Here is a 13,575-nt window from a genome sequence, read left to right on the forward strand (position 1 = left end):
TTTGCCCCCGCAGCACGACCCGCGCCGGTCACGACGGGTCGCGGAACCGCATCGCGATCGGATAGCGCCGATCCAGCCAGAAGGCCCGCGGCGTCAACCGCACCCCCGGCGCCGACTGGAAGCGCTTGTATTCGCTGATATACAGCAGATGCTCCACCCGCTTCACCACCGCGCGGTCAAAGCCCTGCGCCACCAGATCGGCGACCGACAATTCCTTGTCCACCAGCCCCTCCAGAATGGCGTCCAGCACGTCATAGGGCGGCAGGCTGTCCTGATCGGTCTGGTTCGGGCGCAACTCCGCGCTTGGCGGCTTGGTGATGATCCGCTCGGGGATGACCTCGCCCTCGGGGCCTTTCATCCAGTCCCGGTGATGGCTGTTGCGCCAGCGGCAGGTCTCGAAGACCCGGGTCTTGTACATGTCCTTCAGCGGGTTGTAGCCGCCATTCATGTCGCCATAGATCGTGCAATACCCCACCGCCATTTCCGACTTGTTGCCGGTGGTCAGCAGCATCTCGCCGAACTTGTTCGACAGCGCCATGAGCATGACCCCGCGCAGCCGGCTCTGGATGTTTTCCTCGGTGATGCCCGGCTCGGTGCCGGCGAACAGATCGGCCAGCGCCGCCCCCACCGCCCCCTGCGCGCCCGAAATCGGCACGGTATCAAGCCGCACCCCCAGCCGCCGCGCGCAATCCGCCGCATCCTCCAGCGAATGCGCCGAGGTATAGGCCGAAGGCAGCATGACACAGCGCACGTTTTCCGGCCCCAGCGCATCGACGGCGATACTGGCCACAAGCGCCGAATCCACCCCGCCCGACAGGCCCAGCAGCGCCTTGCGGAACCCGCATTTCGCCATGTAATCGCCCAGCGCCATGACGCAGGCGCGGTAATCCGCCTCCCAGACGCGCGGGATCTCGGCCTTGTCGCCCGGCTGCGCGCGCCAGCCCTGCGCGGTCTTCACGAAATCCACATGCGCCAGGCAATCGTCGAATTGCGGCATCTGCACCGCCAGTTCGCCGCCGGGGTTCAGCACCATGGAGGATCCGTCGAACACCTGATCGTCCTGCCCGCCCACCATGTTCAGATATACCAGCGGCAAGCCTGTCTCCACCACCCGCGCCACCATGAGGTTCAGCCGCAGATCGGGCTTGCCCCGGTGATAGGGCGATCCATTGGGCACCAGCAGGATCTCTGCCCCGGTTTCGGCCAGCGTCTCGGCCACATCGGGGTGCCAGGCATCCTCGCAGATCGGGGTGCCGATGCGGATCGGCCCGATCCGATAGGGGCCGGAAACATCGGCCGGCGTGAAAACCCGTTTCTCGTCAAAGACATCGGTGTTGGGCAGGTGATGTTTCAGCACCCGCGCCACCACGGCGCCGCGCTCCAGCACCCACCAGGCATTATGCAGCCGTCCGTCTACCCGGGCCGGCCCGCCGATGCCGATCGCCGGCCCGTCGGCGCAATCGCGCGCAAGCTGGTGCAAGGCGGCCTCGGCCTCCTCCACGAAGACGGGTTTCAGGATCAGATCCTGGGTCTGGTAGCCGGTGATGAACATCTCGGTCAGCGCCAGCATATCGGCGCCGGCGGCCCTTGCCGTCTCCCATGCGGCACGGGCTTTCGCGGCATTGCCGGCGATATCGCCCACCACCGGGTTCAACTGCGCCAGCGTCAGTCGAAAGGTCTCTGCCATGGCGAATCTCCGCGCGTTCGCATCGGGGACGGGGCGCCCGTCCCGAGGATTTGTCTTGCTTTCTAGCAGACTGACCGCCAAGGAAAAGACGGCAAGACAGAAGGAGTCCGGGATGCGGTTGGCGATCGGTATGACAGTGCTGGGCCTGATGGCGGGCATGGCTGACATGGCGGCCGCGCAGGAACTGAGCGATGTGCTGGTGAAACAGTATGACGACGGCTCGGTCTATGAAGGCACCTTTCTCGGCGGGCGCCAGCATGGCACCGGCACCTACAAGCTGCCCAATGGCTATGAATATAGCGGCGACTGGTTCGAGGGCGAGATCCGCGGCAAGGGCGTCGCGCGCTATCCCAACGGATCGGTCTATGAGGGCGATTTCCTGGGCGGCAAGCCGATGGGCAAGGGCAAGATCACCTATGCCGACGGATCGACCTATGAGGGCGACTGGCTCGATGGCCAGATCCGCGGCGCCGGCGTCGCGCGCTATGCCGATGGCACCATCTATGAGGGCGCGTTCCAGAATGCCCGCCACCATGGCAAGGGCAAGCTCACCTCGCCCGAGGGGGTCGTCTATGAGGGCGACTGGGTCGAGGGTGTGAAACAGGGCAGCGGCGTGCTGCGCTATCCCGACGGCACGCTGTATGAGGGCGGCATGGCGGCCGGCATGCGCTCGGGCAAGGGCAAGCTGACCATGCCCGACGGTCTGGTCTATAACGGCGACTGGGCCAAGGGCCAGATCAACGGTCTGGGCATGCTGGTGCAGCCCAATGGCGACATCTATGAGGGCGCCTTTGTCGAGGGTCAGCGTCAGGGTCGCGGCAAGATGACCTATCGCGACGGATCGGTCTATGAGGGCCAGTTCAAGGCCGACCAGCGCGAGGGCGCCGGCACCTTCCGCACCGCCGACGGCTATGCCTATGACGGGCAATGGCTTGCCGGCAAGATGGAGGGGACGGGCAAGCTCGTCTATGCTGACGGGTCGCGCTATGAGGGCGCCTTCAAGGCCGATCAGCCCGACGGACGCGGCAAGATCAACTATCGCGACGGGTCGAGCTATGAGGGCGAGTGGAAGGCCGGCGCGATCGAGGGCAAGGGCCGCGCCACCTATCGCGACGGATCGGTCTATGAGGGGCAGTTCCAGAACGAACAGGCCCAGGGGCGCGGCGCGCTGGTCCGCCCCGACGGCTATCGCTATGAGGGCGACTGGCAGGCGGGCAAGCGCACGGGCCAGGCCGTCGCCACCTATCCCGACGGGTCGGTCTATACCGGCGCCTTCGTCGATGGCCAGCGCCAGGGCGAGGGCGAGGTCGTCCTGCCCGACGGCTTCCGCTACAAGGGCCAGTGGCAGGCGGGCGAGATGACCGGCAAGGGCCAGGCCACCTATCCAGGCGGCGATGTCTATGAGGGCGATTTCATCCGCGGCAAGCGCGAGGGCCAGGGCAAGCTGACCTACCGTTCCGGCCAGGTGAGCGAGGGGCGCTGGCTGAACGGCATCCTGGTGGCCCTACCGGAAGCCGAGACCGCGCCAGAGACGACAGCCCCCACGACGGCAACACCCGAGACGGCGGCACCCGACGCCCCCGCGCTTCCCGCCGACCCCGCAACCGAACCAGCCCCGGCGGACCCCGCCGCCCCTTCCGCCGCAGAGACGCCCCCGGCAACGGACGCGGAAACGGACGCGGCAACGGACAGCGCGCCGGCCCCGGATGCCGCCGCCCCGACCGGCACGGAGGCCGCCGCGGATGCCCCCGCCGCAGATGCGGGCGCGACCGCGGGCAACGCCTCTACCGCCGGTTTGACCCCGCCGCCGCCCTCGCCCTGGGAGGGCACCCCCTCCGCCGCACCGGCAGAGGCCAAGGTCAAACCCCTGCCTCGCCCCGCGCGGAACTGATACCCCCGCCGGGCCGCCCGCGATTGCCGGCGGCCCGCATAGCCCCCGCCGCGCCTGAAACGGCGCCCGCCGCGGTCGGGCACCAAGGCCCGACGATCTCTCCGTGCCGCAGATGATCCCGCCGCCGATCAGCCTGCGCGCCTCTCAGCCCCCTGCATTCACCTGCCGCCCCCGACCAAGCTGCGCGGCGGCCCTGACAGCGCAAAGATGACAGGCGCCCCACGCGCCTGCTGCGCCAAGAGGAGAGGGGCGCCTTGATCCGTTCCCCGGACACGTCAAGGAAAAAGCTTCAGACCTGCCATGCAGGCCCTCCGGTCATGCCAAGCCGCCTTGGGCTCGCAATATCGGGAACCGGAGATCATTCTTCCGCCCATGCAGCGGACGCCGCAACCGCTCAGCGCGCCGGGCGTGTCGCCCCCCGCGCGCCCCAGACGCCCTTGGCCCGCAGCGCCGAGGAGGACATCTCGTTCAGCGGCACATCGGCCAGACACCAGGCCGGCGGCGTCAGATCGCCCAGATCGCCCGCAGCACCCGTCGTCACCCGGTCACTGGCATAGACCCGCGCCGCGCGGCCCAGCCGGCCCCGGATACCCCAGCCCGGCCGGGCCAGAATACCCAGCGGCACCGATTGCATGATCGCCTCCCACCGGTCCCAGCGGTGGAACTGCACCAGATTGTCGGCCCCCATCAGCCAGACGAACCGCACCCCGGGATAGATCGCGCGCAGCCGTGCCAAGGTCTGCGCGGTATGGCGCGTGCCCAGATGCGCCTCAAGATCAGTGACGCGCACGCGCGGATGGCGCATCAGCGCGCGGGCATGGGCCAGCCGCTCGGCCATGGGGGCGGGCTGGCGGGCCTTCAGCGGATTGCCCGGCGTCACCAGCCACCAGACCTGATCCAGACCGAAACGCCGAAGCGCCTCGCGCGTGATATGGACATGGCCCTCATGCGCAGGGTCGAAGGATCCGCCCAGAAGGCCGATCTTCATGCCCTTTGTCGCGATCGGAAATCCCTGCCGCATCTTGCCCCCCGTTTCCGCGTTCAAACCATGCGGGGGGCGACTTGCCAAGGGGGCTTGGCCGCGCGACAAGGGCAGGATGATCCCGATCCGCCCCTGCCCCGCCACCGCGCCCGAGGCGATGGCCTGCCTCACCGCCTATTTCGCGGAGCTGAGCGCACGCTTTGGCCAGACCTTCGCCCCCTATGCCGATGCCGACCCGGGCGCGCTGGAACCGCCGCGCGGGCTGTTCCTGATCGCGGGCGCCGCCGAACCGCTGGGCTGTGTCGCCCTGCGCACCGCGACCGAAGGGATCGGCCCGGGCCTGGGCGAGGTCAAGCGGCTCTGGGTCGCCCCTGCGGCACGGGGCGCCGGGCTGGCCCGCCGCCTGATGGCCGAGGTGGAGGCGCGCGCCCGCGCCATGGGGCTAACCGCGCTGCGGCTGGATACCAGCCACCACCTGCCCGAGGCCCGTGCGCTCTATCTGCGCGACGGCTGGACCGAGATCGCGGCCTATAACAGCAACCCCCATGCCGATCACTGGTTTGAAAAACCGCTCTGACCGGGGGGATGCCGGCTTGTCAGCGCCGGGGCGCCGGCGCAGGCTGGCCGGATCAGTGACGGGAGGGCGCGATGGAGGAACGGCAGGGCGGCTGCCTGTGCGGCGCGGTGCGGCTGGTGGCGGCAGGGCAGCCCTGGCGCGTCGGCCTGTGCCATTGCCTCGACTGCCGCAAGCATCACGGCGCGCTGTTCCACGCATCGGCCATCTTTCCGGCGGCGGCGGTGCGGGTGACCGGCGAGACCCGCGCCTTCTGCGGCCGGCATTTCTGCCCCATCTGCGGGTCGTCGGTCTTTGGCCAGAGCGGCGACGAGATCGAGGTCAATCTGGGCGCCTTTGACGCGCCCGACCAGTTTGTCCCGACCTATGAGCTGTGGACCTGCCGGCGCGAAAGCTGGCTGCCGCCTTTCCCGCTGGCGCGGCACTACCCGCAAGACCGCCCCGGCAAGAGCCGCACCGAAGGCGCCCCGCCCGCCGCGCCCGAGGGTTGACTTCGCGCCCCGGATCGCCAAGCCTGCCCGGGCAAAGGCGACCAAGCGCCGGGCAACCGGAGGGGCGGGGCTTCCCCGCCCGCATCGCATCACGCCTGACATTCGACGCATGGCCGTCGCCGGGCGCCACCCGGGCCGGGCCATGCAGGACCAGAGAGGTTGGCGCCTTTGCATCCCGATGATCCGCCACCCCTGCCGCCGGTTGCGGCGGTCTTCGGCCCGCTGGCGGCCAGCCTGTCGCAATCGCCCTGGCAGGAAGATGCGCTGCATAGGCTGCTGCTGACGCGCCTGCCCGGCCCCTTGCGGGCACAGGCCCGTCGCATCGCACAAGGGTTGATCGGGGCCTTTCCCGGATCGGTCGCGCCCGATGCCGCGCGGCTGTGCAAGGTGCTGCGCGATCTGCCCGGCGCGCGCGGGCTGCGCGCCCATGCGGCGCGGACAGGTCTTCGCCCCGCGCCGGAACTGACGCCGCCCACCTTTCTGCCCGCGCCCGGGCTGGCGGGACTGGCCCTGCCGGTTCTGACCAGCCCGGCCGATGTGGCCGATTTCCTGGCGATCAGCCCCGATCAACTGATCCGCTTTGCCGATCTGCGCGGCCTGTCGGCGCGCAGCCCCGATCCGTTCGGGCCGCATTACCTGTGCCAGTTGCGGCCCAAGCGCCGGGGCGGTTGGCGGCTGATCGAGGCGCCGCGCCCCTTTCTCAAGACCCTGCAAAGGCGGGTGCTTTCCAGCCTCCTGGCCCATGTGCCGCCCCACCCCGCCGCCTATGGCTTCCGGCGCGGCCGCAATTGCATCATGGCCGCCGCCCGCCATGCCGGCGAGCCGCTGGTGGCGGGGTTCGACATCGCCGATTTCTTTCCCCGGCTGACGGTCGCCCGGGTCTATGGGCTGTTTCGCGCGCTTGGCTATCCGGCGGCGGTGGCGCGCGATCTGGCGGGGCTGTGCACCGCGATCACCCCCGCCGCCACCCTGGCCGCCCTGCCCGCCCGCGATGCGCCGATCTGGCGCACGCGACACCTGCCGCAGGGCGCGCCCACCTCGCCCGCGCTGGCCAACCTGCTGGCCTGGCGGCTCGACTGCCGGCTGGCCGGCCTCGCCCGCATTCTGGGCGCCACCTATACCCGCTATGCCGACGATCTGACCTTTTCCGGCCCGGCCCGCATCGGCCCGATCCTGCGCGACGCGGTGCCGGCCATCCTGCGCGGCGAAGGCTTTGCCCCCAACCTCGCCAAGACCCGGCTGATGACAGCGCAGGGCGCGCAGATCGTGACCGGGGTGATGGTCAACCGCCATGTCAACCTGCCCCGGGCCGAGTTCGACCGGCTGAAGGCCGTGCTGCACCACCTTGCCCGCCCCGATGACCCGCGCCGCCAGGATGCGGGATTTCTGGCCGCGCTGTCGGGCCGCATCGGATGGGTCGAACAGATCAACCCCGCGCGCGGCGCGAAACTGCGCGCGCGCCTCGTGGCGCTGACCGGCTGAGCGACCGCGCCACGCGCGTTGCCCTTTGCCGCCGCTTTCGCTAGAGAGACGGCAACCCGAGACATGGAGAAGTGGCAATGGCCTCGTATCAATACGTTTACCACATGGATGGCGTCTCCAAGACCTATCCCGGCGGCAAGAAGGTGTTCGAGAACATCCGCCTCAACTTCCTGCCCGGGGTGAAGATCGGCGTCGTCGGCGTCAACGGCGCCGGCAAATCGACGCTGCTGCGCGTGATGGCCGGCTGGGACAAGGATTTCACCGGCGAGGCCTGGGCTGCCAAGGGCGCGACCGTGGGCTATCTGCCGCAGGAACCGCAGCTCGACCCCGCGCTGACGGTGCGCGAGAATGTCAAGCTGGGCGTCGCGGCAAAGCAGGGCAAGCTCGACCGCTACAACGAACTTGCCATGAACTATTCGGATGAAACCGCCGACGAGATGTCGCGGCTGCAAGACGAGATCGACGCTGAAAACCTCTGGGATCTGGACAGCCAGATCGACATCGCGATGGAGGCCCTGCGCTGCCCGCCGGACGATGCCAATGTCGAGACCCTCTCGGGCGGGGAACGCCGCCGGGTCGCGCTGTGCAAGCTGCTGCTTGAGGCGCCCGACATGCTGCTGCTCGACGAACCGACCAACCACCTGGATGCCGAAACGATCGCCTGGCTGCAAAAGCACCTGATCGAATACAAGGGCACCATCCTGACCGTCACCCACGACCGTTACTTCCTGGATGACATCACGACCTGGATTCTGGAACTGGAACGCGGCCGCGGCATCCCGCATGAGGGCAATTATTCCTCGTGGCTGGACGCCAAGGCCAAGCGCCTTGCCCAGGAAGCGCGTGAGGACAAGGCCAAGCAGAAGGTTCTTGAAAAGGAACTGGACTGGATCCGCGCCGGCGCCAAGGCCCGTCAGGCGAAATCGAAAGCCCGTATCCAGGCTTACGAGAAGATGGCCGACGAGTCGGTCAAGGAACTGGTCGGCCGCGCCCAGATCATCATTCCGCACGGCCCGCGCCTTGGCTCCAAGGTCATCGAGTTCGAAAATGTCTCCAAGGCCATGGGCGACAAGCAACTGATTGAAAACCTGTCCTTCATGCTGCCGCCCGGCGGCATCATCGGCGTGATCGGCCCTAACGGCGCCGGCAAATCCACGCTGATGAAGATGATCACCGGGCAGGAACAGCCCGACAGCGGCACCATCACGCTGGGCGAAACCGTGCAACTGTCCTATGTCGATCAGTCGCGCGACAGCCTCGACCCGAACAAGAACGTCTGGGAAGAAATCACCGACAGTCTCGATATCGTCGTTCTGGGCGATGCCGAGGTGAACAGCCGCGCCTACTGCTCGTCCTTCAACTTCAAGGGGTCGGACCAGCAGAAGAAGGTCGGCATCCTGTCGGGCGGTGAACGCAACCGCGTCCATATGGCCAAGCTGCTGAAATCGGGCGGCAACGTCCTGCTGCTGGACGAACCGACCAACGACCTTGACGTCGAAACCCTTCAGGCGCTGGAAGCCGCCATCGAAGAATTTGCGGGCTGCGCGGTCATCATCTCGCACGACCGTTTCTTCCTGGACCGCCTCTGCACCCATATCCTCGCCTTCGAGGGCGACGCGCATGTGGAATTCTTCGAGGGCAATTTCGAAGATTACGAACAGGACAAGATCCGCCGCCTCGGCCCGGATTCGGTGAACCCCAAGCGGGTGAAATACAAGAAGTTCAGCCGCTGAGGGGTTGACGGCGCAACCCATGATTGCAAAACCTCCGGGATGTATCCCGGAGGTTTTTCTTTGCGTGAACTGCTCATTTTCGGCAAAGGCCTGGGCCGGGCCATCGACAACGACTTCTTCAACCTGACACGCGCACTGAATGCCTCCTGGTCCTGGGTTATTCGGGCCTGGATACCCATCTGAACCGCCGAAACCGGACGGTGTCACGGCGGCGCATCCCCTTAACAATTGGGAGGATTACCACCCTGCATCGCCCCAAAAATCTGCTGGATTTCACCGGATGGGGTTTTGAATGACCTCGGCCGGGCGCCGGATGGGGAACCATGCGTCTGCGCCCGCGTTGCCCCTTTAACTGATGCAGGAGGCTTCCATGAAGGGCATATTCGCGTGGCTGATCGGCATTCCGATCCCGATCATCATTCTGCTTTACGTCTTTGACGTGTTCTGACCGGCGGGGGCTTCGGCCCCCGTTCTTCGTTGCGCCTCAGGCCAGCGCGGCCAGAACCTCGGCCGCCAATGCCTTTGCCTCGGTCGCCGCCGCCCCGCGCGCGTCGATGGCCGAGGCGCCCTGCCCCAGCGTTTCGGCAAAGGCCACCCGCGCGCCCAGACGCGCGGTCGCGACCCGTGCCACGCCCTCGGCCGCCTGCGCCACCTCATCCGACAGGCGGGTGCCGGCGCTCATCCGGTTCAGCACGATCAAGGCGCGGCCGCTTTCACGTGCCACCAGATCCAGCACGCCGTCGGTGGCCCAGAGATCCACATGGCTGGCCGTCACCGGCACCAGCACCAGATCGGCCTCCCGCAGCGCCGGGCGCAGGTCGGCATCGGCCTTGGGCGGCGTGTCGATGATGACCATGTCGAAACGGTCGCGCAGCTTGCGCACCTCATAGGTCACACCCCAGGCCGAGGCGGTGGAAAATTCCAGATCCGGCGCGCCCAGCCGTTCCAGCCGCGTGACGAACCAGCGGCCCAGCGTGCCCTGCGGATCGCTGTCGAGCAGCGCCACGCTCAGCCCCTGTTTGACAAAGGCGCCGGCCAGCGTCACGGCCAGCGTCGTCTTGCCCGCGCCGCCCTTTTGCTGCGCTACGGTGATGACATGGCCCATGGCTGCCCTCCGCCCCCTCTTGCTGCAATGCAGCATAGCCCGATTCGGCCCCGAGGGACAGGGGCAGTTCTGCCGCAGGGTCAGGGCAAGAGATGCTGCTCCACCGATCCGGCCTGATAGGCACAGAGGTCGTGCTTGCCCGGCACGATGCGCAGCCCGTTCAGATCGGCCACGATGCCGCGCGCGATCAGCGCGGTCAGCCCCGCCTCCACCGCCGCCGGCACGCCACCTTCGGGCAGCTCAACGGGGATGCCCCGCCCCTCCAGCCGGGCGACCAGCGCGGCGACCGCGGCGGCCAGAGCGCCCCGATCCGCCGCCCCCGCCCGCAGGGCCGTCGCGACCAGCGGCACCGGCAAGGCCGGCACCACCGCCGCCACCCGCGACATCAGCGCGGCGCCCAGCAGTTCCGGCTCGGCCGGGTGACGGTCCAGCCAGTCGGCCAGCGACAGGGGCGCGCCAAAGGACACCGCCGCCGTGCCAAAGCCGGTATAGCGCCCGCGCAGCTTGCGCCGGACCATGCGCAGCACAAAGCCCAGCCCGCTCCAGACACTGCCGCGAAAGCGCCGTTCGCCCTTTTGCGCGGCCTCGACCAGCACGCGATCCTCCAGCACGCGGTCATAGGCAATGCCCACCGGCACGAAGACCACATCGCGCGATCCGGGGCCAAAGCCCTGCAAGATATAGCTGAGCAACCCCATCCGCGCCGGCCCGACCCGGCCATCGAGGCTCAGCCCGCCCTCGGGGAAGATCGCCTGGGTCTGCCCCTCGGCGGTGATGGTCTGCACATAGCGCGCCAGCACCTTGCGATAGAGCGGATCGCCCGATTTGCGCCGCACGAAGAAGGCCCCCATTGCCCGGATCATCGCCGAAAGCGGCCAGACCTGCGCCCATTCGCCCACGGCATAGCTGAGCGCCGAGCGGTTGGCGACCAGCCAGGTGACCAGCACATAATCCATGTTGCTGCGGTGGTTCATCACAAAGACCACCGTCGCCTCGCGTTCGATCTGCGCCAGCGCCGCATCCACCCGCCCCACCCGCACGGTATAAAGCGCCCGGCTCAGCCAGCGCGCCAGCCGCGAGGCGATGGCGAAATAGACGATCGCCGAAAAGCCCGGCACGATCTCTGCCGCGGCCTTGCGGACCTGCTGAAACACCACCGGTTCGGGTGTGCCGGTCTCATGCGCATGTTCGATGGCGGCCTGCACCACCTGCGGGTCATAAGACAGTTGCACGATGCGATCCGCCCGCGCCATCAGGCGAAACGGCCGGATCGGCCGCGCCAGATGGGTGTTCAGCCGCCCCACCAGCCGCTCGGCCCGGCGCCGCAGGAACCAGCGGGCCGAAGGCATCAAGACACGTTCCAGCGCGGCTATGGCGGCCAGAACCAGGGCCAGCACCACCAGCCAGAGCGGAAGCTCGATCATCGTCGTCATGGGCGAAGTCTAGGCGATGGCGCAGGGCCGGGCAATCCGCAGACGCCGCACGCGCATTGCCGCAACGCGGCGAATTGACAGCGCCACATTCTTGCGGGCATAACTCCAGCAAAGCAATAAAGTTGCAAATCCGAATCCGCTCCGGCCCAGCGAGGATGCCATGACCGACGCCCCGAAAGACGCCCCGCAGAAAGATGCGCCCCAGAAAGATGCACCCTGGCTGTTCCGCACCTATGCGGGCCATTCCACCGCCAAGGCCTCGAACGCGCTTTACCGCACCAATCTGGCCAAGGGGCAGACCGGGCTTTCGGTCGCCTTCGATCTGCCCACCCAGACCGGCTATGACAGCGATCACGAATTGTCGCGCGGCGAGGTGGGCAAGGTCGGCGTGCCGGTCTGTCATCTGGGCGACATGCGCGCGCTGTTCGACCAGATCCCGCTGGAACAGATGAACACCTCGATGACGATCAACGCGACCGCGCCCTGGCTGCTCGCGCTTTATATCGCCGCGGCCGAGGAACAGGGCGCCGATATCGCGAAGCTGCAAGGCACGGTGCAGAACGACATCATCAAGGAATACCTGTCGCGCGGCACCTATATCTGCCCGCCCAAACCCAGCCTGCGCATGATCACCGATGTCGCGGCCTATACGCAGAAGCACCTGCCGAAATGGAACCCGATGAACGTGTGTTCCTACCACCTGCAAGAGGCGGGCGCCACGCCGGAACAGGAACTGGCCTTCGCGCTCGCCACCGCCTGCGCGGTGCTGGACGATCTGAAAGGCAAGGTCGCGCCCGAGGATTTCCCGAATATGGTGGGCCGCATCTCGTTCTTCGTGAATGCCGGCATCCGCTTTGTCACCGAACTGTGCAAGATGCGCGCCTTCGTCGATCTGTGGGATGAAATCCTGCTGGAGCGCTACGGCGTGACCGATGCGAAATACCGCCGCTTCCGCTATGGCGTGCAGGTCAACAGTCTGGGCCTGACCGAACAGCAACCCGAAAACAACGTCTACCGCATCCTGATCGAGATGCTGGCGGTCACCCTGTCGAAAAAGGCCCGCGCCCGCGCGGTGCAATTGCCCGCCTGGAACGAGGCGCTCGGCCTGCCGCGCCCCTGGGATCAGCAATGGTCGCTGCGCATGCAGCAGATCCTCGCCTATGAAACCGACCTGCTGGAATATGACGACCTGTTCGACGGCAACCCCGCCATCGACCGCAAGGTCGCCGCGCTGAAAGACGGCGCGCGCGCCGAACTCGCCCAGATCGACGCCATGGGCGGCGCGGTCGCCGCCATCGACTACATGAAGGGCCGCCTGGTCGAGGCCAATGCCGAACGCATCGCCCGGATCGAGGGCAAGGATACCGTGGTGGTCGGCGTCAACCGCTGGACCGAGGCCGCGCCCTCGCCGCTGACCGCCGGCGACGGCGCGATCATGGTGGTTGACGAGGCCGCCGAACGCGACCAGATCGCCCGCCTGACCGATTGGCGCAGCCGCCGCGACAGCGCCGCCGTCACCGCCGCGCTCGCCGCCCTGCGCGAAGCCTGCACCAGCGGCCAGAATGTGATGCCCGCCTCCATCGCCGCCGCCAAGGCCGGCGCCACCACCGGCGAATGGGGCGCCACCGTGCGCGCGGCCTTCGGCCAGTATCGCGGCCCGACCGGCGTGTCGCGCAACCCCTCCAACCGCACCGAAGGGCTGGATCCGATCCGCGAGGCCGTCGATGGCGTCTCGTCGAAACTGGGCCGCAAGCTCAAGTTCCTGGTGGGCAAACCGGGGCTTGACGGCCATTCCAACGGCGCCGAACAGATCGCTGCCCGCGCCCGCGATTGCGGCATGGACATCCATTACGACGGCATCCGCCTGACCCCGGCCGAGATTGTCAGCGCGGCCGCCGAACAGGAGGCCCATGTCGTCGGCCTTTCCATCCTGTCGGGCAGCCACTTGCCGCTGATCACCGAAACGCTGGAACGGATGCGCGCGGCCGATCTCGGCCATATCCCGGTCGTGGTGGGCGGCATCATCCCCGAAGACGACGCCGCACAACTGCGCGCCCTCGGCGTGGCGGCGGTCTATACGCCCAAGGATTTCGAACTGAACCGCATCATGCTCGATATCGTGGCCCTGGTGGACCCGACCCCGGTCGCCGCCGAATGATCGCAAGGGGTTTGCCCCTTGCCCAAATACTCAAAAAAC

The 13,575-nt window shown here is 67.7% G+C and carries 11 protein-coding genes; 7 read left to right on the top strand and 4 right to left on the bottom strand.

The genetic code is table 11. The features are described 5' to 3' along the window. Positions 1-28: 28 nt before the first annotated feature. Complete coding sequence (locus FOA17_RS16545) at positions 29-1,687, bottom strand: NAD+ synthase (RefSeq protein WP_149142614.1); 1,659 nt, start codon at positions 1,685-1,687, stop codon at positions 29-31. Positions 1,688-1,817: 130 nt separating this feature from the next. Here FOA17_RS16545 and FOA17_RS16550 point away from each other — a divergent pair, with 130 nt between their 5' ends. Next, positions 1,818-3,578 (top strand): MORN repeat-containing protein, encoded by a 1,761-nt coding sequence (locus FOA17_RS16550; RefSeq protein WP_420841721.1) that lies wholly within the window; start codon positions 1,818-1,820, stop codon positions 3,576-3,578. A gap of 394 nt (positions 3,579-3,972) precedes the next feature. On the opposite strand, the gene FOA17_RS16555 is transcribed toward FOA17_RS16550, so the two are convergent. Beyond that, positions 3,973-4,599: a nicotinate-nucleotide adenylyltransferase gene (locus FOA17_RS16555; protein ID WP_149142615.1), complete on the bottom strand. Its 627-nt coding sequence runs from the start codon at positions 4,597-4,599 to the stop codon at positions 3,973-3,975. 76 nt (positions 4,600-4,675) lie between these two features. Here FOA17_RS16555 and FOA17_RS16560 point away from each other — a divergent pair, with 76 nt between their 5' ends. The 5 genes from FOA17_RS16560 to FOA17_RS19960 all read left to right on the top strand — a co-directional run bounded on the left by FOA17_RS16560 (position 4,676) and on the right by FOA17_RS19960 (position 9,023). Next, the gene (locus FOA17_RS16560) at positions 4,676-5,137 is read left to right on the top strand and encodes a GNAT family N-acetyltransferase (protein ID WP_162528288.1); all 462 of its coding nucleotides are present in this window, start codon (positions 4,676-4,678) and stop codon (positions 5,135-5,137) included. Positions 5,138-5,208: 71 nt separating this feature from the next. After that, on the top strand, positions 5,209-5,625 hold the full coding sequence (locus tag FOA17_RS16565) for a GFA family protein (protein WP_149142617.1): 417 nt from the start codon (positions 5,209-5,211) through the stop codon (positions 5,623-5,625). 159 nt (positions 5,626-5,784) lie between these two features. Then, positions 5,785-7,107, top strand: coding sequence for a reverse transcriptase family protein (locus FOA17_RS16570; protein WP_149142618.1), 1,323 nt, complete (start codon positions 5,785-5,787; stop codon positions 7,105-7,107). A gap of 77 nt (positions 7,108-7,184) precedes the next feature. Continuing rightward, entirely contained in the window at positions 7,185-8,840 is a 1,656-nt protein-coding gene (gene ettA / locus FOA17_RS16575; protein ID WP_149142619.1) for an energy-dependent translational throttle protein EttA, read from the top strand. 39 nt (positions 8,841-8,879) lie between these two features. Further along, complete coding sequence (locus tag FOA17_RS19960) at positions 8,880-9,023, top strand: hypothetical protein (protein WP_203232345.1); 144 nt, start codon at positions 8,880-8,882, stop codon at positions 9,021-9,023. 301 nt (positions 9,024-9,324) lie between these two features. Here FOA17_RS19960 and parA read toward each other — a convergent pair whose 3' ends face one another. Both parA and FOA17_RS20340 read right to left on the bottom strand, forming a co-directional pair. Further along, positions 9,325-9,945, bottom strand: a complete 621-nt coding sequence (gene parA, locus FOA17_RS16580; protein WP_149142620.1) for a ParA family partition ATPase — start codon at positions 9,943-9,945, stop codon at positions 9,325-9,327. A gap of 80 nt (positions 9,946-10,025) precedes the next feature. Then, positions 10,026-11,378 carry a 1-acyl-sn-glycerol-3-phosphate acyltransferase gene (locus tag FOA17_RS20340; protein ID WP_149142621.1) on the bottom strand — a complete coding sequence of 451 codons (1,353 nt, stop codon included), beginning with the start codon at positions 11,376-11,378 and terminating at the stop codon, positions 10,026-10,028. A 160-nt stretch (positions 11,379-11,538) separates the two neighbouring features. On the opposite strand from FOA17_RS20340, the gene FOA17_RS16590 reads away from it, so the two are divergent. Continuing rightward, complete coding sequence (locus tag FOA17_RS16590; protein WP_149142622.1) at positions 11,539-13,536, top strand: protein meaA; 1,998 nt, start codon at positions 11,539-11,541, stop codon at positions 13,534-13,536. The last annotated feature ends 39 nt before the right edge of the window (positions 13,537-13,575 follow it).

Source organism: Gemmobacter caeruleus (genome assembly GCF_008271655.1).
Classification (GTDB): Bacteria; Pseudomonadota; Alphaproteobacteria; order Rhodobacterales; family Rhodobacteraceae; genus Gemmobacter; species Gemmobacter caeruleus.